We start from the raw sequence: 21515 nt of genomic DNA, 5'->3' as shown, positions 1-21515 counted from the left end.
AACAAACTGTTGCTGTTTAATATTTGGAACAAAATTAGAAAAGATTTTACGATGGGGTCGGTCGGATTACTGCCCGGAATTGTTGCGATCGCGCTAATTATTTTCGTTCGTTTAACGGGATCGCTGCAATTAATAGAATGGGCAACTCTCGACTCTTTTCTTCGCCTGCGCCCTCCCGAACCGGTTGACGAACGAGTTGTTATTGTGGGAATTGATGAGGAGGATATTCAAAATTTGGGAACCTACCCCATACCCGATCAAATTATTGCACAACTGCTGAGAACATTGCACGAGTACCAACCCAGAGCGATCGGTCTTGATATTGTTCGAGATCTCCCGGTTGAACCCGGTTATACCGAACGGGTTGCGGCTTTGAAAGACATCGAAAATATTATCGCAGTTGAAAAAGTCTTACCTGTTTCTATCGCTCCTCCCCCCAGTTTACCCCCAGAAAAAATCGGTTTTGCAGATGTTATTTCCGATCCGGACGGCAAAGTTAGGCGGGCAATATTGGGAACAAAACGCCCGGAAGATCCTGAAAAATATGCTTTTTCCCTGCCTTTGCGCTTGGCAAAACTTTACTTAAAAACCGAAGGCATAAATTTAAAAAATGGGGTTCGCGATCGCGATGCGATGCGGTTGGGTTCTCAGGAACTTCCCCGCTTTTTTTCTAATTCTGGGGGCTATGTAAACGCCGAGGATTTTGGGGTGCAGCTACTCCTCAATTATCGCAACGGTAAAAAACGATTCCCCACCCTATCCCTCAAACAGATTGAAGCCGCCAAAAGCAACCCCAAAATACTGCACGAAATTTTCTATAATCGCATCGTTTTAATTGGGATAACTGCCGCCAGTATTAAAGATTTTATCAACACTTTTGCGATCGCCGACTTGCAACCGCCAGGTAAAATTTATGGAGTAGAATTTCACGCCCACGTTACCAGCCAAATTGTCAGCGCCGTTCTTGACGGACGACCCGTATTAAAAACCTGGTCATCGGGTTGGGAATATCTTTGGATTATCGCTTGGGGGGTTTTAGCAATTTATCTGGGTCGGCTAACTCAATCTCCCTTAAAAAACCTTTTGTATGTTGCCATTGCCAACCTGACTTTAGTTGGAATTGGTTATGTTTTTATCGTCAGAGGATGGTGGATTCCCGTAGCGCCCGCAATGCTTATTTTAGTCATTAACGGTGCAATTCTCAGCGCTTTTTATCAATACGACCGATTTTTGAGATCTCAAATTGAAATACGCCAACATACCATCGAACGGACATTTGTTGTCATTCACAACGGACCCCTGCAAACACTCGCCAATATTCTCAGACGGGTTCAAGATGAAGATATAGAACAAGAACAGTTGCTCGAAAATCTCAAAAATCTGAACCATGAAATTCGAGAAATCGGCGAATATTTAAAACTAGAAGCCCTAAATCAGAAAGAAAGTCTTCGCCTCGGTAGCGGTTTAATCCTAGACCTAAACCAACCCATTCGCGACCTTTTTTATAAAGTTTACAGCCACACACTCCAGCGCAATTTTCCCTGTTTTTCCACCCTCAAAATTAAAGCTTACTCCTTCGATCCCATTGAGGATAAATATTTAAGCATCGAACAAAAACGAGAACTCTGTCAATTTCTTGAAGAAGGGCTTTGCAATGTCGGAAAGCACGGAAAAGGCGTAACCCGTCTTACGGCTACCGGCAAAGAAAATGAGGGTTGGTATACTTTAAGTATTAAAGATAACGGGGTTGGAATTCGTTCCGCTTCTGAGGGGCGAGGAACCAAACATTGTCTAAATATAGCGAGAAAATTAAGGGGAACTTTTCGGCGAAAGTCCCTTGGAAAGAAAGGAACGTTGTGCGAGTTAACGTGGTTTATTGCGGAGAGAAATTGGACTCTTTTCCCGCTCAAACATCTGCTGAAAACCCAGATTTTTAAGAGTTTTATATCGGCGGATTAGGGTTTGGGAGTTTTGAACCGAGGTATTAACTCTGGGTAGGGGAGAAGTCACCTATACTTTTGGCTAGGTCGAAAACTAAACGATGGGCTAGTATCTTGCTGAGGCTTATTTAAAATTGGGAAGGCTCGCGACAATTGCGGTGCGATCTTCAAAAATAATCGAACTAAAAACGGCAGTATCTTCGCTCTCCAAGTTATCAATCCGTTCTTTATCAAAAACTTCAAAAACACAATCGTTCCCAAAATAATTTTGCAGTTCTGCCAATTTTAAAGAATCAATAGTATCGAGCGCAGAATCCAATTCTTTTTGATACTCTTGACTTTCAACAGGTAAAATTTTTTAAACCAGTGAGTTCGCTCAATTTGTCTTCATGCGGTGATTGTTGTTTCCGAGGCGATTAATCAATTCCCTCAACCCATTGGAATTGAAACAGAACAGTTTGATTTAATTCAAGCTTACCGAGACTATTTGGGGGGTCTTGCCTCAAGTTGCAAGCGTTTTAATTCTTGGGTGACATCCCTGTTTTTCCCTGTTATGATACTTGCTGAGTTGCGGCAGAAAGTTCTGTTTGAGTGCAGAAAACGACTCCTGTTACAAAATTTGATAATTTGGGGGTCGAAAATTTTAGGATATAAACTTTAATTTATATTTTAAATTTGTGTAAAGTTTGTTGACGTCTTGCTAACGAATTGGTAAGGTTTAGGTGAATTTAAGCGGGGTAATATTCTCTAAGTTCTCCGCTACCAATCTACTGTAAATTGACTAAGGTTTCAAATCATTATTTTATTAATTCCGGTTATTTAACCCGACAAAAGCCAATCCAAGTTAACAGTTATTAAAACCATCTGGAGATTAATATGATCGAGATTAACGGAACACCAGGTAATGATAATCTACTCGGAACGGGTGAAGCCGATGTAATTTTTGCACTAACGGGGAATGATAGAATCTCCGGTTCTAGTGGGGGCGATTCTCTGTTTGGCTTTGAGGGTAATGATACTATAAATGGTAATGAAGGTAATGATACTTTATTCGGCAATCAGAACCTCGATCTTTTATTCGGAGACAGTGGAGAGGATTGGTTGTTTGGGGGGAAAGAAGCTGATATAATCGAGGATGGTGAAGGTGAGGATCAAGTCTTTGGAAATCTGGGAGATGATCTATTACGGGGGGGTGCGGGTAACGATCAAAGGTATGGCGGACAAGCCAACGATACGGTAATTGGCGGTATTGGAAATGATCGAGTATTTGGCGATCGCGGTAATGATATTTTGTGGGGAGTTGATGTTGATGCTGTTAATCCGGGAATAGATGAAATCGATACTTTAACTGGCGGTTCGGAACAGGATATATTTGTTCTCGGGGATGAATCTCGGTTGTATTATATCGGTTTTGGAAATAACGATTTTGCCCTCATTACGGACTTTAATGTTGTAGAAGATCAAATTAATGTTGGTAATAATCAAGTTATTTATACGGAAACCGTCCTAAATGAATTGGGGTTTGGAGTTGCAATTTCCAGTCAGAATAACGATTTGATTGCTTTTGTTCAAAATGCAAATGTTAGCCAATTTCTTGAAAGTTCAAATGTAGTGGAACCTCCTCAAACTGAAGAAGTAATTCCTCGTCAAATTGAAGAACCACAGTTTCCTGAAGCTGTTCTCTCACCCGACCCTGTAGTTACTCCAACTCCAACACCCGACCCTGTAGTTACTCCAACTCCGACACCCGACCCTGTAGTTACTCCAACTCCGACACCCGACCCTGTAGTTACTCCAACTCCGACACCTGTTGTCATTACTCCAACTCCAACACCCGACCCTGTAGTTACTCCAACTCCGACACCCGACCCTGTAGTTACTCCAACTCCGACACCCGACCCAGTTACCCCAACACCAACACCTGTTGTAATTACTCCAACTCCGACACCCGACCCAGTTACTCCAACACCAACACCTGTTGTAATTACTCCAACTCCGACACCCGACCCAGTTACTCCAACTCCGACACCCGACCCAGTTACTCCAACTCCGACACCCGACCCAGTTACTCCAACTCCGACACCCGACCCAGTTACTCCAACACCAACACCTGTTGTAATTACTCCAACTCCGACACCCGACCCAGTTACTCCAACTCCGACACCTGTTGTCATTACTCCAACTCCGACACCCGACCCAATTACCCCAACACCAACACCTGTTGTAATTACCCCAACACCAACACCCGACCCAATTACTCCAACACCAACACCCGACCCAGAACTACCACCGAATACACTACCAGTAGCCAATAACGACAGCTACACTACTCCTTTTGATTCTCCAATTTCTGTTAATTCTGTTCCCAGTGTTCTCAATAATGATACGGATTTAGATGGAGATGTTTTAACAGCAATATTAGTTAATCAATCTATCAATACTGGTTTTGTAACCCTTAATCCCGATGGTTCATTTAGTTATGACAAACCCAATCCCGAGTTCTGGGGAGAACACACTTTCACCTACGTTGCTAATGATGGTAAATCTGACTCCAATAATATTGCAACCGTTACGATTAATGTAGAAGAACCACCAGTAGAACAGACCAGACACCGAAACGGTTACTCTCATAGAAGTGAAGATCAGGCACAAGTATTCAGAACATTCTTTATCACCAATGTCGGAAATAACGATGAAATTATTAACGACCAAAATGATAGTGACATAATAGGTTTATTCCCGGAAGCAATTCAAAACTTTATCGCTTACGAGACGATGGGAGATGGTGGTCTTAGCACAGTTATAACGCTTGGGAGTCGTAGTTTTGATTATTCTGATGATCGGGGTAGAATCAATTTTAAGAAAGAAACACAAATCCTAAATTTTGATAATGATGGTAACATACTATCTGGAGACAAATATGCTACTCTTAGTTTTGATGAGAAAGAGGGAGTGCCTATTTTTACAGGACTAAATATAGACATCGAAGATATTACTCCAGTAGATTTAGATTTGAGAGTTAGATTAGTTGAAAAAAATGATATAATTAACGAACTTGATCTAACTGATGCTCAAGCAAATCCTATTGTTAAACTTGAGGACTCCTTTAAGAAAGAAATTATCGTTTATGAATTTCTTGAAAGCGGAACTGATAAGGTTGTAGAAGAACTCGTTTTGTCCACAGACTTTCCCAATACTGATTTACCTAACAAACCCATTAACTACAATCTGGCAACTAACTCTCTAGAATATATTATTAAGCAAAACTTACTACTCCATACTGAGGAAAAGTCTAGTTTTACTCTTCGATTTTTATTTAATGACGAGAATATTATAAGTAAAGACGATGTAGAAAACAAGAGAGAAGAGTTATATCGTAATGCAAATAATTCGTTAGAATTTATTATGTTGGAAGAAGCAGAACTTCCGCCACCTGAAGAACAAACTTATTCTCAAAGAGATGATGAAACAACTGTATTAACAACATTCTTACTCACCAATAACGGAGATAACTATCAAACTATTGACGATCAAGATGATAGTGATACCAGAAGTTTATTCCCAGAAGCCATTCAAGACTTTATTACTTACAATAATAACAATGGTATTCAGCTTGCTGCTGATGAATATGATTCTACTCCAAGGATTAACTTTAATCGTGAGACAGAACTTTTTGAAGAAGGTACTACTCTGAGTTTTAACGACGAAGGAGAGCCTATCTTTACAGGAGTAGAGGTAGAAACAGAAATTACCCCAGTTGTAGATTTGAGGGTCAGCAAATTAATTGAACGAGATGATATCATCACTGAATTAGAACTACCCGATGACACTGAAATTGACGACTCATTCCCAGGAGAAATTATCGTTTATGAATTCCTAGAAACTGGAACAGAAACTGTCCTAGAAGAACAAAAACTGTTTTTGTTCACCAATGAGTTTCCAGACCTAGAACTAGAAGAATCTGTATTTACCGATGATTCCTTAGAGCAATCTGATAAGATTAATTTAGCAACCAACTCTCTAGAAAGCATTATCGAGGAGGATTTACTTAGCTTTGCTTTGAAGGAGAACGATGCAATCCAAGTAATTTTAGGAGAATTGACCCTCGATGAAGCACGTTCTAACGGTGAAAGCTTTGTTAATCCTGAAGATTAAATTAGATTGATATTCAAGTGATATTTTTTTCTAGTCAATGTTCAATTTTTTTATGATATGATGTTTCAAAACTTGATTAGGGGATTCTATCTGGGGCTATCTAAAGTGAGCTTATTGAGTGTTTCACTGGCTTCCATACCCGTTTCTGCACAAATTATTCCAGATAACACTCTACCTGAAAACTCCGCTGTAACTCCCCAAGGGAATATCCGACAAATTGACGGGGGAACGAGAAGAGGAAATACTCTATTTCACAGTTTTGAACGGTTTTCTGTGCCAACGGGTGAAACGGCTTTTTTTAATAACGCTGTTGACATTCAGAATATTTTTTCTCGCGTTACCGGGAGTTCAATTTCTGAGATTAATGGGATTCTCAAAGCTAACGGTGTTGCTAATTTATTTCTGATTAACCCCAATGGAATTATATTTGGTGAAAATGCCTCTCTTGATATTGGCGGTTCGTTTTTTGCGACCAGTGCAGACCGTGTTGTTTTTGCGAACGGAACAGAATTTCGAGCAACAAACCCCAACAGTCCACCGCTATTAATCATTAACATTCCTATCGGCTTAAGATTTCGCGAAAATCCCGGATCTATTGTCAATCGTTCTCAGTCTCCGGGTTTACAAGTTGCATCCGAACAAACCTTAGCTTTGGTGGGTGGAGATGTCCGTTTAGAAGGTGGAAAATTAACGGCTTCAGAAGGACGAATTGAGTTGGGGAGCGTAGCCGGAAATAACTTTATTGGCATTAGTTCTGAGTCGGAAGGATTTGCTCTAAACTACAATGAAGTTCAAAATTTTCAAGAGATTCGTTTGTCTGCTTTAGCCACAATAAATACCAGTGGAGAGCAAGGCGGAAAGATTCAAATTCAAGGTAGACAGGTGAATTTAACGGGTGATTCTGCAATTATTTCCTCTACTTCGGGTGAGGGAATTGGTGGAGATATTTTCATCGTTGCTTCTGATTCTATAACGATTACCGAACAACAAAGTGGCTTATTTGCTGAGGTGCGTCCCAATGCAACGGGTCGGGGCGGAACAATTTCCATTGAAACAAGACGGTTAACACTCACCAACGGGGCGCAAATTTCCGTTACAACCTTGGGTTTTGGTCAAGCGGGAAACTTGGCGATCGCAGCAACGGAGTCAATTGACCTCGTTGGAGAAGCACCTGACAGACAAAGCCCCAGTGGTTTGTTTGCCCGAGTGGAAGCGGGAGCGACGGGAAATGGAGGTAATATTATCCTTGAAACCAACCGTTTAACGATTCGGAATGGGGCGCAGGTTTCAACCGATACGTTGGGTTTTGGTCGTGCGGGTGATTTATTTATAAATGCTTCGGAAGTAGAGGTTATTGGTTCTACGGTAGATGGTCGTTCTGCCAGCGGTTTATATGCTCAGGTGGATGAGGGAGGTACTGGAAATGGGGGTAATTTAACGATTAATACGAATCAATTAATTGTAAGTGAGGGCGGACAAATTAGCACAACGGCTCGGAATATTGGACGGGCTGGAATTTTAACAATTAATGCTAATAATGCGGTAATTTTGAGCGGAACTGCACCTGTTTCAGAACCGCAGCAAAATCAAAGAAGCGGGATTTTTGTTTCGGCCGAGCCTGCATTTCAAGATGAATCGGGTAATTTAATTATTACGACTGCCGATGCTGGAGAATTAATTATCAATACTCCCGAATTAATTGTTGAAAATGGGGCGAGAATCTCTGCTGATAATTTTGGGACGGGTGGCGGAAGTAATGTTAACTTAAATGTTTCTCGGTTAGTGATTCGAGATGGGGGGCAAATTGGAGCGGGTTCTCTATTAGGAAGCAATCCGATAGAGAATGAACGAGGTTCGGGTGGAACGCTAACCGTAAATGCTTCTGATTCTGTAGAAATTACGGGTACAGATAGGATTGGTTCAAATCTTGAAAATAGCCGCTTATTTACCTTAGCAGAAGGAACGGGAGAAGCCGGAAGTTTAAATATTTTTACGCCGAATTTAACCGTTGGCAATGGCGGAGAAGTTAATGTGAGTTCGACGGGAACGGGAGAGGCGGGTAATTTAACCGTTGAAGCGAATTCGATTCGTCTTGATCATGGCAATCTCCAGGCAGAAACCCGATTGGGAACTCAAGGAAATATTACCATAAATTCGCCCGATATTCTACTGCGTCGGGGGAGTAAAATTACAACAAATTCCTTAGAAACGGGTACGGGCGGAAATATTACGATTAATAGTAATCAGTTGGTTGCGATTGAAAATAGCGATATTTCAGCCAATGCTCAAGCGGGGTTGGGCGGTCAAGTTATTATTAATGTAGATGCCATTTTTGGAACCCAATTCCGTACTCAACAAACTTCAGCCAGTGATATTACCGCAACCTCTGAACTGGGTGCAGAATTTAGCGGAACGGTTGAATTAAACAATGAAATTGACCCCACACAGGGGTTAGTTGACCTGCCTCAAACCGTTGTTGATCCGGCGGTATTGATTGCTCAAGATCCCTGTAAACAGGGTGCTGATAGTGAATTTGTAATTACAGGTCGAGGCGGTTTACCTCCCAGTCCCCAAGAAACTGTACGCAGCGAAGAAACTTTTGTTTCCTTGATAGAGTTACCCCCTGAAGTTGATTCCCGTCGCAATGATACGCCATCTCAGAAAAGTAGAGTACAGTCAAATACTTCTACAAATTATAATCAACCCGTTTCTAGTTTAGATATTGTTCCGGCTAGAGGATGGATACGCAACGAGAAAGGAGAGGTCATTCTTGTTAGTTATGATCCCACCCAAACCGGAGTTCAACGTCAGCGACAACGTTCAACTCAATGTGAACTTTGAATCTTTTTATTATTCCCCTCTCCATCTCGGACTACTTTCTCCTACAAAGCTACCGTTTATACAAATTGTTGAAAATCCCATATCGGTCAAAAAGTTAGCCGCCTCAGTGCGATCGCCAATCATCAAACGTTCAAAATGAAACTCCTCTGCGAAAATTATCCTAAACTTTTTGCCAACTGAGAAGCGTACAGAGCCGAATTGTTTTAACGGAACTTCCATAAACAAAATCCCAGATCCGAAGACTAGGATTAAAAAGAAAAGAATAGGTCAGAGCGTTTGGGATTAAATGATATTAACGGTATAGCAAATTTGACCCCGGTCAGAATCTCCTTCTCCCGTGACAATAGTTGTATTCGTTCCGGCGATCGCACCTGCAACGATGGGATCGGTACTAAAATCAATAAAGGGTCTAAACTCCAGACACTTGTGAGGGATGTTCTTCGGGGAGTCATTACGGATGCGGTATCGGCCGAACACCTTTCCGCTTGCCTGATATCCCCCTTGAACCGAAAGAGTCCAACTGCCATCAGTGTCTTTTAAATAACAATTGGCAGGTGTGGGATTTGTTAACCAACCACAGCGAGTTTCGAGCGCATCAGCCGGAAAACTATTTAGAGAAAAACAAGACACAATTGCAGGTATAAGCCGGATAATTTTCTGAATTTTCATTCCTTTATTCCCGGAAAAATTACTGTTTCCACTCTCAGAAGTTGAATTAATTAATAGTTTAGCTTGTACCTAGCCAAAAGGATAGGTTTTCTCCCCACCCAAAGGTCAGTTAAAGACTCAACTTGACGATGGGGACATTTCGGAGGTTTACTTTTATGATTGAACGAGTTTGTCAAAAGGGGAATCAAGATTATTTGTTAACCCTGACAACAGTTGACTTCAAGAAAGTAGATTATGAGTGAAGTTTACTCCTACATTCCTCACAAAATTCTGACTCAAGTTCGGTTGGCTAACCCAAGTTTTAATCCGCACCATTTCTGGTGGGTTGTTCTTTCGATTTTCAATATTCTGCTGTTATGTACTCTCTACAATAAATCCCCAAACACTACCTTGACAATGGGAAATCTTTGTCTGGCTGTCTTGGTCAGGAATGAACTCATTTTACATGGTCTCTATCGTTTAGCCGTTGAACTTTCAAAACGTTTAAAGTTTGCCAAATATTATATTAATACGAGCGTTCATTATATTGGTGGAGTTCACGCTTCGGCAGCAACTTGGAGTTTGATTTGGCTGAGTCTTGACCTTTACCAACAGTTTAACAGTTCTACAAATTGGCTGATTTTAACAACGGCTTCTTTGTTAACCGCCTTATTACTAATTATAATTATAACCGCAACGCCACCATTCCGAGAACGTTTTCATAATAGTTTTGAGAAAATTCACCGCTATGTCGGATGGAGTTGTCTGGCTCTCCTGATTTTTTATTTATTATCGGGGTTGACTGTCAATCCCAATCAAACGATTTCTCCGAATCAAATTTTTACCGATCCGGTTTTCTGGATGCTTGTCTTGATAATCTTTAGTATATCATTGCCTTGGTTAACCGTACAAAAATTTAAAGAGTTTACAATAGATTGTCCGTCTCCCAAGGTGGCTGTATTGACCGTTGCGGGTAAAGCTGATGTTGGAACCTTTGCGCGAATTAGTACGGATTTTGTCGAATGGCATTCTTTTTCTGTGGCTGGAAAAACATTTAATTGGACAACAAATCAACCCCAAATACAGCTTATTATTGGAGTGTCTGGAGATTGGACGGGAAACTTAATTAAAAGAGTTCAAGCCGGATCTTTTCCCAAATCTCTTTGGGTTCGCCGGGTGAAGCCTCCGGGTTTTATGTTTTCAATTAATGCTTATTCACGGGTCGTTGTCGTAGCAACGGGAGCGGGAATTGCGCCGGTTTTACCTTATTTACTTGGAAACAAACATAAAGTTTATGTTCTGTGGATTGGGAATAATCATCGAGAAACCTATGGTAAAAGGATTTGGTCATTAGTTTCCAGATATCCCCAGATTCAACTTTATGATACCGGAAAATTGGGCAGACCGAATGTCGGCGAACTGGCGGTTAAAACGTGCCACGAATTTCGCGCCCAAGCGGTATTTTGTGTTTCTAATCCTCCGATTACTCGGGCGGTCGTCAAGGCGTGTTTGGATCTAAAAATTCCAGCTTATGGGGCGAGTTGGGATTCCTAATTCCAACTATAAATAATCATTAGCGACCAAGATGATCAGTTTTTGGCAGCCAGTGAACAACTAGATAAACAAGAAATTCAGGCGAAATTAGCCGCAGAAAAACAGGCCAATGATGTTTTAACGAAAGCCAAAAAACGCGCTTCTCTGATTTCTTTGATTACGATAGGAATATTGGGTTTATCTTCACTGATCGCAGTTTTATCTATTAAAAAAGCGGATGACAATCTCAAGTTAGCAGAAATTCACTTCAACAGTGCGAATGCAAAGGAATTACTCGCCTCCGGTCAAGGACTCCAATCAATAATCACAGCACTGAAAGCAAGCCAAGACCTAAAAAAAGTACCGACTTCTCTATGGTCAGAAGTGAATACAGAGGGAACCGTGATGTCAGTCTTTCACGAAGTTCTCGATCAAGCCCAAGAGCAGAATAGCATTAGCGGACATGGGAGTTATGTCTACAGTGTGGCATTCAGCAGAGACGGGGATATGATTGCAACTGCGAGTGATGACAACACGGTGAAACTGTGGGATCTAGATGGCACTTTGGTGAAGACTTTGGAGGGGCATGAGAGTAGTGTCTACGGTGTGGCATTTAGCAGAGACGGGGAAATGATTGCAACTGCCGGTTCTGACAAGACGGTGTTGTTGTGGACGGTTGATGATCTCGATGACCTGATCGCAGAAGGTTGTACAGTGGTGAGTGACTACCTGAAAAATAACCCTAATGTCACCGAAGAAGAACGCCGTCTTTGTGGGGTAGAAGCTTCGGCAACGGCTTGGTTTTTGCAGGGCGAACAGTTGGCAAGACAGGGTAATATTGATGAAGCGGTTGATCAGTTTAAACAAGCGGTCAAACTTGACCCCAACTTCAGTTTAAATTTAGCCGCAGCGAGTTTAGTCAGAAGTGGAGAGTGGTTCGCATGGAGTGATGAAGTTGATGAAGCGATTTTAGCGTTTCAAGCGGCGTTAGAATTTGACCCCAGTTTAACGTTTAACCCGGAGAATAAAGCCAATGCTATTGCTTCGTTGTTAGAAGGAAGTAATTTAGCAGAAAATGGTAAAATAGATGAAGCGATCGCACAGTTTGAAAACGCTCAAAAAATAGATGCTGATTTAAAAATAGATGCTTGGTATTGGAATCAACTGTGTTGGGAAGGTAGCCTGAATAAACAAGGGTCGAAGGTGATGTTGGCTTGTGAAAATGCCGTTAAACTTGCGCCTAAAAATGAAACTTTTATCAATAGTCGGGGTGTTGCCAGGGCGTTAACGGGTGATTTTGAGGGGGCGATTAAGGATTTTGAAGTGTATGTTCAATGGACGAATGATGAGGAGGATAAAGCACAGCGAAAAGGTTGGATAGAGTCTCTGAAAAAAGGTGAAAATCCGTTGACCGATGAGGAGTTGAAGGGGTTGCGTTGACCTCTCCCCCAACCCCTCTCGACTAATTAATAGTCCCGTCACTTTCTCAAGTCCAAAAGCGGGTTAACCGATACCAAGCTCTAGGTTGAACGAAATCCAACAAGGGGAAATAATCCCCGAGCGCCATTGTTAACGATCCCGGTACAAGAATCTCACGGGAATTCCCTGTTGTTCGGCTTCTTTTGGACTGTATTGAACCCGGTCAACCCGTCTACCTTTCGATTGATTGGGTTGGGGTTTCTCGCAGAGACTAATCACCCCGCCCCGATTCGATAGCATCACCGGACTCAAAGGCTGTATTCTCACCGCTTCTCCCGGTTGTAAAATGCGTGCAGAACACAGCTATTTTATTACTGGGGTTCAGACTATTTGTTAAATTTTCAAATCAAATCCCCAGTCAGTTGCTTGCTATAAATCTAACTTTCTCTGCTCCTTGAACCATCTGCAAGGCAAATTGAGCCGAGGTAAAAGGGGGCCGGGTCATCTATCTCGTTTTTGTTTTTCAATTCATTCTTAATTTCACCGACTAAATTCTCAATATTAACTACCTTCATGCTTTGATCTTTCCGAGGAATAGCTGTAACTTTCCACTCGCTCATTTCTGTTCCATCTAGCTTTCTTAACTCTCGCCATAGATTGTTAGCATCATCATTATTAAAACCGAAATGAAGCCCTTCAGGTTTGAGGGAGATATCAACTGTCTTAATCTCTCCATCAAACAGACAAATTAATACGTCTTCTGAAATGCGATCGCGACGTAAAATTTTTAATTTCTGATCCTCGACCATTGGTAAATCCCCATTTATGGAAGATTCGGAGCCATCGATTTGTAAATCGGGCCAACCTGAAACGACTTCTGAGCGCATTAAGAAACCCGTGATTTGCTTTACTTCACCCGTTAGAGGATTATTATTACTATCCTGTTGTAAGTCTGAGTCTTGCACTCTACCAATACTAAATGCACCATCCAGCAGAGATTCTACCCAAAGCCAATCTAACCAGAAGAAACGGATTGATTCTGTAGGTAACATTCGTTCATCGGGGACTAAGTAGTTAAAGGGAATACCAGATAACAATCCTAGTTGCTGAAACCGGGTTTTTATATCTTCAGGAAAATCATTATCAGTAGAGTTACTATCTTGTTCAGGGAAGAGATGGGGAAAAAGTGCCTGTTGATTATTTTGGGCTAGTTTTTGGGCATTGGTACGTTTCCAGTTAAAAAGGCGAATGGCAAATTGCTTATCTTGCAGGGCTAATAGTTGACCGAGTTGCCAAGCTGCTGCATAGGAGATATCAAATAAACCAGTGTTTTTATTATAGGCAATAAGTTGGTCTGCACTGCGAACAGAAAGTTGAGAAAGTGATAAATTTGTCGGATTTTCTCCTGGTATTAGAGGGCTATGATACCAAGAAACGGTTTTGCCACCCTGTCGGAGATAATGGGGAAAGGGAAGATATCCTTTTTTCAGATATTGGTCCGCTTCAGAACTATTTTCTGTTGGCAGTTTTAGGGTATCTTTGTTGATATTTTTAAGCAATCCCGTAAAATTTTGTTCGGGTTCAGTACAGGAGAAGCTCCAACTTTTTAGAACAACTAGACGAATATAATCATCATCTGTGGCATTTTGATCGTTAAATTCATCATTATCGTTATATCGATTTTCTAAGGAAACTAAATAAGCCGTGCTAATTCCCTCTTTTTTGGGCAGTCGATTGCTAATAACTAAGGATAAAGGTTCACTATTTTCTGTATCTCCGGTAACTTGACGAACGTGAGCCAAGTATTCCAAATCTTTTGTTGTGGGCAATATCTCTGAGAGTAGCTTTTTGGATACATCAATAACGGATACTTGATCGTCTTCCTGTTGCCCAGTTTCTAAGGTTACACCGGGCCATTTTATAGTACCTGTAGTAGGTTGCTGTAATTTTTTTAGGTTAATGATTTTAGGATTTCCAGAGCGAGCTAAAATTGCTTCGACTTGCTCTTCTATTTCGGCAAATTTACCCCCAAGGTTTTCTGACTTTCTCTCACTTTTATCAACGATAATTGCTTCGTTATCTATTAACTCTATCCAGCCCACACTACCAGATAAAAGGTGCTGCCATAATTGTTCTTTTTGCTCTCGGGTAAGCTCTTGGTTTTGAGAATCAGAAAAAGTCGTTTCTAAAATCGTTTCTTTCTGAGTAGTTATTAAGAGTTTTTCTTCTTCATGGATAACAATTAGGGCTAACCAAGGAGCATTTTGGTTTCCTGATTGTGCTAATCTTTCCCAAGGTAAGGTGCTACTTTTCAGGGCAATGTACGGGAGGACATGAGAATGGTCGCCGAAGCTACCTGCCGGGGGGAAAACAGCATGAATTTCTTCGGGTTTGAACTCAAAGCGATTTCCTTGAACAACAAAAGTAAGATTAGAGGCAAATGTTTCATCAATATTATCAATTTTGACAGTTTGCTCTATCTCAATTTGATATTCTCCAGCATCTAAAGGTGTTTGATGACTTTGAATAAATTGGATTTGCCCCTTGGCTGTTGTATCAGTAACTTTACCACTCATAGTTTTAATTAAAAGTAAAAGGACTACATTGTTTCTTGAAGTCGAGGAGCAATAATAAATGCTTGCTCTATTCCCTTGTCTGTTTTAAATTCTTCTAAATCAATATCGGTATCCGATAACCCTAAGCTTTGGAGCAAGCGATTCCTTGCGTTTGTGACCGCTTCAGAATTGATACTTTCACCAATATTTCTTTCTCTTGTATCTTCATCTGTTTCTTCACTTTTGGAAAACGGAGAAAATGACTCCCATTGATAGGCATTATCTACTGATTCTGTATCATAAGCTAGATTTTTTCGGGGAATCTCTAGAGTTTCGCCAGGAATCGGAGGATTGGCAGGCTTAATCTTATATCCAGATAATACATCATTAATAAATCTTTCCCGATTGGGATTGTTGCTATTGGATTCTCCCCACAATCCTGTAGGCACGTTTTTATAAATGGGAAGATGTTCAAATTTATCGGTTATGTCTTCTGTCCCCTGAGAAATTGCAATAATATATTCCGATTTCTCAAATTGACTACTGTTAACAGCCATTGGTGCGATGCCAATTTTCTGATTTTCGGAATCACTTTTAATCGGAATGACAGAGCCAGTGGTCAAAGTAAATTCTTTGGGATTAACAATAAAAATTTCGGATTGACCTTCGCCTATTTTGCCGATGAGTCCACTCTCAACCCCAACGGTACAAACTTCTTCTTTAGCAGGTAAGAAAGACTGCTTAAACTGTGACCAATTAATCGGCTTCGGTTTCTTCCGAGAGCGATCGCCGAAGCGAACAGTAAAGGAAACAATAGCAAGCTTAATCCTAGCTGTTCCTGAGAATTTGGGTCCCCAAATATGCAGGTCGGCTCCCACTTCTATAGAAATGGTTTTACGCCAACGGAATATCTTGAATGTGTAGGATGCCCCAAGATTAACACCAATCCGAGCATCGTAAAAATAGGGCTGCCAAGCGACGATAAAATGGGCGTTGGCAATAAACCATGCCTTTATACTGCCGGACTGCCAAACCGCTTCCAGTCGCCCTCCTGCCATAATTGCTGAGGCGGTGAGGGCAAAATAAAGACTCCCTTTAACACTTAAGTTGTTACTAATGCGCCAATTGAGGGCAATGGGAGCAACTCTGGGGTAGTGAGGGGGAATTTGGAAACGGGGATGGTAGCCGCCAACTGTGAGTACAAAGTCTCCTTGATGTTCCCCAGAAAACCAACTGTAAAAAGCAAATCCACCACTGAGTCGGCAGTTGCGATCAAATAAATAAGAATCGGGTAGGATTTTTCCCTCAACTTTGAGTGTACCTTCGGAGGGAACAAAACGAGCGAGGATAGCAAAACGGACTTGGGCTAAAGGGGGTTTGTTTGGCGGCAGGGTGGATGGAGAAATGAGAGTTGAGATACCCAGTAATTCTAGGGAAAAGCGATCGCCAAAACTGGCAACCAGAAGCACAAATGATTCGATGATCTTAAAGGAAGTAAACTTAATCCCGACAGCTAGCGTAACACGCCCAACTTTCGGGGGAATGTAGGGTTGTAGTTCTCGCTGAATGGCAATTAATCCTTCTCGATTGGCTTTCGCGCCATTTAAAGCTGCTTTAACGAGGGGGAATTGGGGGATTTGGTCGAGGGTAGGTAAGGTTAAACTGCGGTTGTAGGCGAAACCGAGGGCGAGTCCTGTGACGAAGAAGAAGGGGGGACCCCCAATAGGTTTGTCGAGAATGCCATAGATGAAGAGGGAGGGATGACCTTCGTCAGTTGTGGTGTAGGAACCAATAGCGGATATAGTAAAGGTTTTAGTTTTAACAATTACGGCACCAGAGTAATCGTCTTTTCCATTAATTGTAGTTTTGAGAAATGCTCCTTCAATAGAAATGTTTCCTTTGCTTTCGTATTCGATGCCAATACCCCGGAGATTGAATTTTGGCTCGAATTTTTTAATGGGTGAACCAACAGATAACCCCTCAAGGTTTAAGGTGAGTCCGGCTGCGGAAATGGAAGCATCGAGGAGAAACCAGAGGACTGCATCTTTGTATTGGATGCCAATTCTAGCAAAGTATAGAGTTCCCAAATGTTTTTTGAGGGGATACCATTGGGTGTTGTCGGTTACGGGAGTTGGGGGAGGAGTGGTTACGGGAGTGTCGGAGGGGGTTCGGGTTGGGGTTGTCGGTTGACTGTCAGGCGCGATGGGTAAGGCAAGAATTTGGCTTGTGTTGCCGACTTGTAGGTTTGCCGATACGTTTAAACCTTTTTTGACAACTGTTACGCTTGCGTTGTTTCCGGTGGGTTGTAGGGGAAGTTTGGTGATGTTGTCGGGAATGAGGTTGTTAAAGTTGTCTGCTTGGTCAAAGTTAAGGTTTTGGGAGGCGATGAGAAATTGTAATTCATCAACACCTACGCTTTGTTCTGGGGGGAATTGTTTACCCACTAGGGGGAGGTTGGAGAGGTTAATTTGGGAACTGAGGTTGAGTGCGAAGATGAAGTTAGATTTGGTCTGGTTTTTGCTATAGATAAATAAGGCATCTTGGAGAGTAATTTCTAGGGTGGCGGGGATATAGGTGGCAATATCGTCAGAAACTGCTTCGACGAGGGTTTTTATTTTAAGGGAATCTCTATTGGGGTTATTATAAGTGGCGAGGAAGGTTTTGGCGGTATTGTCTTTGCTAAAGATGAGGTTAAATTGTAAGTCGCCAATAATAATGTAGCCGCCAAACTTCTTGGTGAACGAATTGTTTTCTTGACGGGTAATTTCAATGGTGACGGTAATATCAACTTCTTGGCTATCAACCGGGAATTTGGATTCACAGGTGAAGGTAAAATCTTTGGTTTGGGTGTTGAAGGAGATACCCAGATTTTGAATGGTGAGTTCTTCTATGGCTGTGGGTAGGGGAACTTCACCAAATAAGTTAGCAAGATCTTCTATTAAGTTGCCAATGGGAATTTCTTGTCCGTATCCTGTGCTGCCATTAAATTGCCAACCTTCACCGTTGTAATAGGCTTCGAGGTTAAGCGTTACACCAGCAATAAAAAATTCGGCTGCTATTTCACAACTATAGGCAACTCGTCCATAAATCTTGAAGCGAAGATCATTCAACTCAACATTGTTGATAATTTCCCAGACTCCAGAAACATCAACCCTTGTTGCAAAATCCTTACTATTAAGGTTGAATTCGGCGCTCAGATCGTTAATTTCAAGATCGGGTATGCCATCAGACTGCGCTCCTAGATCTTCAACTAAATCTGCGATCTTTAGTGGAGTTTGTGAGTCAAGGCTAAAATCAAACTGATTACTGGGATAATATCCGCCACAGAGGAGATTAATTTGATTTTCTTTGCCAAGGGATGCTTGAGCGGCAATGGATGCTATTACCATTTTGCTGCCTAACGGATCAAAGACAGAAAATGCAAAAGAAAGTCTCTGTAAAGTCAAAATATTGTCAATCAGAGTCCAATTTTCTAAGTCAATAGAAAAGCTAACTTCTTCGAGGCTTTTTTCACGCTTGGAAAATTGAAGTTCTAATGTGACTGCCCCTTGCGGTTGAAGCGAAGGCAAATCCGAAAGCTCGGAAGAGTTAACAAATGGGATGTTATTATCACTATAGGTTCCGGTTGCAGTAATTAGATCGTTATCTAGCGGAAAATCAATGTTGATAGCGATTTGTTGACTATCATTGAGATCTAAAGCACCTATAAGACTAATCCGCGAATTATTAGGTGAAAAATATAAGGGTGAGCAAAGCTCAATCGCTGCTTGTTTTAGTCTGCCAGGCCCAAATTTACATCCATCTTCTCCCAAAGGAAGTTGCAGCGTCAGTATCGGAAAACCGTCTGGAAAAGTGAGACTCGCCCGCAAGATAAACGTTGATAGATCTATCTCAATAAAATCCGTGAGTTCTTGCAATTCCGGCAGATTGTTGGGCAATCCACCCCACATATACAATCCATTTTTGGTTACTAAAGCTGGATTTTTTTGATCTGACCACTGATTCCAAAAGAGCAGTTTGTCTAGTTCTGTTTGTAATGTCTGTTCATCTATTTCTGAAGCCGAATATATGTAGATCCAAATCGGGTCTTGGATTGTGATGAATCGAAGTAAAAAAGTTCCCACGGAATTACCTGTTTCCGATTCTCCCGGCATCAGGGGAAAGCAGGTTCCGAAGTTCCAATCCTCATCCGGTTTAGCACAGAGAATCAGTAAAGAGCGATCTGCATTGAGTAAGGCTTCGATATGGCAGCTAACGTTAAGTAACGTTCCTGTACCTCGGTGAATTCGCGGATCGTTTTCATCTTGTTCTGGCTCAAAAAGCTCGATATTTCGAGTCCAGAAATACTTTTGGAGGTCATCAAGGCAAGCCTCGCTGAGATTGTCTTGATTGAGAACGATAGATGGTGCTGAACTTAGGTTTGTTGTCATCGGATGTGACTTCCCTCGCTTACATTTATAGTTTGCTTAGACTTCAAATAGATTGAGACTATTGAGGTATTTTGATCTCTAAAGGTAAGATCAGCCCTTTTCGATCGGCAGCACGGGGGAATTTTGCATAAGTGGCAAATGCAATGAAATTGTCAATCGCGTCTTGAAAAGCCTTGGATTCTGGAGTTGGATTGGATGCTGTTGCTGACTCTGGAAGAGAAGTCGAAGTTAGTAGTTCTTGTAATAACAACTGTATATCTTTTAAGGAATCACCCAATCCATCTATCTCCTTGTTTCGAGCTTCAAAATATTTTTTTCCCTCCTTTGGCAAATCTATTCTATTTACAAGACTTTCCATTTGTTTCTTTCCAGCAGCTAAACACATCAAGTGCATGACCCACCCATCGTGAAGAAAAACGTAGAACCGCCTTCTCAGCAATTTGATCAGAGAAAGAAATACAACGTGGCTCTCGACCACAAACGCAGTATTTTTTAATATGTTTTTTTGTTTTACATCCTGCCCCTTTAAATCCTTCCATAGCGATTTGGGCATGAAGAAGGCGATCGGATAATCTATATCATTCACCCCAGGTCGCCCACCTTCGTCACTATGAAAAGCCCGATTAGGAAATTGCCCTTGATCTGGCGCACTCTTGTAGGTAGCCTGGACTAACGAATTGAGCGTCTGAGCAGTGAAAAACACGAGATCATTTATGTTGCCAATTTCAGGATCTTCCTTCCCGTCGAGTTCCTGATAAGTTCCAATGAATTCAATAAACACGTTTCTAGACTTGGTGATCTCCACCGCATTTTTTTTCGTTTCAACCGATATAAAAAGATTTTGACTTTGATCGGATTCTGATTGTTCAGACTCGATCTCTGAAATGCGAGTGGTCATCTCGAATGAGGCGTTGGGTGTAAACGGCCAGACTGCAAACAAATCGTAGTCACCTGATACTGCATTTTTGTAAAGGTTTTTTTCGTCTCTGTATGCCAGGTATGGACTCTGAATGCCATTAACAGCATAAAAATTATCCAAGGGTTTATTTGTTGCAGGAATAATGCCGAGGCGTTGTAATTCTCGATGTAATTCTTGATTGATTTGAGTTATTTTATTTGCTTCTATATTCGCGGGGATTATAGATTCTTTAATTACTTTGTTGTAGGATGCTAAAATTTCGACGTTTCTTTGATTTGCATCCTCCCGATCAATCGAGAACTGATTTCCGTTTTCTTGCAGGTAGCTGATAGATTTTTTTTCGTCCTTAATGTAAATATTTCTATGATAGATATCCCACAAGTTAGAACCATTGGTTCTTTTCTTCATCAAGTATTCGACCGCAACTGTTTTATCTTTATCTTGTGCGATACCGCATATCAAATTATTGTCAATGATTTTGTGATTCGGCAGAAATCCATCGGTAATAAGTTCTTGCTTGCGTTTATCCGATATCAAAAGTGGGAGAAAAAGAGAGTCGGCAACTTTATCCTGTTCCTTTTCCCTCTTCTGTATTTTTTCTAACCATTCCAAAGAATTTATATGTTGTTTAAGATTGTAAGCCATCTTGCTAGTACCTGCCTTATTCAAGACAGGCAGTTGACAGACAAACCCCGCCATCGGCCCCCAATTACAGGATTTCCCATGAACATAAAAAGGCTTTAGGTTATAGCCTTCGTCGATCAGCGTCGTGCAGGCTTTACCAGGTACTCGGCTCCAGATCACACAGTTTAGCTGATCTGCGGCCTTTTGAAACGCCTCTGATACCTTTTTCGGAAAACCTTCCTCAACCAATTTTGGATCGGGTTCAGTAGGTGTAGGTTGGATTACTTGCTGATTTTTCTTTTGCCAAATACCGTGGCTTTTCAATTCCCACTTACTCGTCATTTTTTTTGTTATCCTAAAGTAGAGTTTTAATCTTGAATTAGCAGGTAATTATCAGAGAGCGATATTAATTGAAGATATGCGATCGCCCGTTCTATTCATCACCGATCTC

General features: G+C 41.4%; 12 protein-coding genes. 5 read left to right on the top strand and 7 right to left on the bottom strand.

Annotation, left to right across the window (positions count from 1 at the left end):
* Positions 1 to 9: 9 nt before the first annotated feature.
* Positions 10 to 1959 (top strand): CHASE2 domain-containing protein, encoded by a 1950-nt coding sequence (locus tag ACL6C3_RS14530; RefSeq protein WP_413167916.1) that lies wholly within the window; start codon positions 10 to 12, stop codon positions 1957 to 1959.
* Positions 1960 to 2064: 105 nt separating this feature from the next.
* Here the strand turns inward: ACL6C3_RS14530 and ACL6C3_RS14525 are convergent, their stop codons facing one another.
* Positions 2065 to 2259 carry a hypothetical protein gene (locus ACL6C3_RS14525; protein WP_413167915.1) on the bottom strand — a complete coding sequence of 65 codons (195 nt, stop codon included), beginning with the start codon at positions 2257 to 2259 and terminating at the stop codon, positions 2065 to 2067.
* A 557-nt stretch (positions 2260 to 2816) separates the two neighbouring features.
* Between ACL6C3_RS14525 and ACL6C3_RS14520 the strand changes: the two genes are divergently transcribed.
* Complete coding sequence (locus tag ACL6C3_RS14520) at positions 2817 to 6095, top strand: Ig-like domain-containing protein (RefSeq protein WP_413167914.1); 3279 nt, start codon at positions 2817 to 2819, stop codon at positions 6093 to 6095.
* Between the two features lie 105 nt (positions 6096 to 6200).
* A complete protein-coding gene (locus ACL6C3_RS14515) occupies positions 6201 to 8936 on the top strand; it encodes a filamentous hemagglutinin N-terminal domain-containing protein (RefSeq protein ID WP_413167913.1) in 2736 nt (911 codons plus the stop codon).
* Between the two features lie 9 nt (positions 8937 to 8945).
* Here the strand turns inward: ACL6C3_RS14515 and ACL6C3_RS14510 are convergent, their stop codons facing one another.
* Positions 8946 to 9155: a hypothetical protein gene (locus ACL6C3_RS14510; protein WP_413167912.1), complete on the bottom strand. Its 210-nt coding sequence runs from the start codon at positions 9153 to 9155 to the stop codon at positions 8946 to 8948.
* A gap of 63 nt (positions 9156 to 9218) precedes the next feature.
* Entirely contained in the window at positions 9219 to 9605 is a 387-nt protein-coding gene (locus tag ACL6C3_RS14505) for a DUF4087 domain-containing protein (RefSeq protein WP_413167911.1), read from the bottom strand.
* A gap of 234 nt (positions 9606 to 9839) precedes the next feature.
* Between ACL6C3_RS14505 and ACL6C3_RS14500 the strand changes: the two genes are divergently transcribed.
* Positions 9840 to 11138, top strand: a complete 1299-nt coding sequence (locus ACL6C3_RS14500) for a hypothetical protein (protein ID WP_413167910.1) — start codon at positions 9840 to 9842, stop codon at positions 11136 to 11138.
* A 42-nt stretch (positions 11139 to 11180) separates the two neighbouring features.
* Positions 11181 to 12557, top strand: a complete 1377-nt coding sequence (locus ACL6C3_RS14495; protein ID WP_413167909.1) for a WD40 repeat domain-containing protein — start codon at positions 11181 to 11183, stop codon at positions 12555 to 12557.
* Positions 12558 to 12686: 129 nt separating this feature from the next.
* On the opposite strand, the gene ACL6C3_RS14490 is transcribed toward ACL6C3_RS14495, so the two are convergent.
* The 4 genes from ACL6C3_RS14490 to ACL6C3_RS14475 all read right to left on the bottom strand — a co-directional run bounded on the left by ACL6C3_RS14490 (position 12687) and on the right by ACL6C3_RS14475 (position 21406).
* Entirely contained in the window at positions 12687 to 12863 is a 177-nt protein-coding gene (locus tag ACL6C3_RS14490) for a hypothetical protein (protein WP_413167908.1), read from the bottom strand.
* A gap of 110 nt (positions 12864 to 12973) precedes the next feature.
* The gene (locus ACL6C3_RS14485; protein WP_413167907.1) at positions 12974 to 15112 is read right to left on the bottom strand and encodes a hypothetical protein; all 2139 of its coding nucleotides are present in this window, start codon (positions 15110 to 15112) and stop codon (positions 12974 to 12976) included.
* Positions 15113 to 15135: 23 nt separating this feature from the next.
* Positions 15136 to 19521, bottom strand: coding sequence for a DUF6603 domain-containing protein (locus ACL6C3_RS14480; RefSeq protein ID WP_413167905.1), 4386 nt, complete (start codon positions 19519 to 19521; stop codon positions 15136 to 15138).
* Between the two features lie 58 nt (positions 19522 to 19579).
* Positions 19580 to 21406, bottom strand: a complete 1827-nt coding sequence (locus tag ACL6C3_RS14475) for an anthrax toxin-like adenylyl cyclase domain-containing protein (protein ID WP_413167904.1) — start codon at positions 21404 to 21406, stop codon at positions 19580 to 19582.
* Between the last annotated feature and the right edge of the window lie 109 nt (positions 21407 to 21515).

This window comes from Capilliphycus salinus ALCB114379 (genome assembly GCF_047276495.1).
GTDB lineage: Bacteria > Cyanobacteriota > Cyanobacteriia > Cyanobacteriales > Microcoleaceae > Capilliphycus > Capilliphycus salinus.
This window is presented reverse-complemented; position numbering and strand designations above follow the sequence as displayed.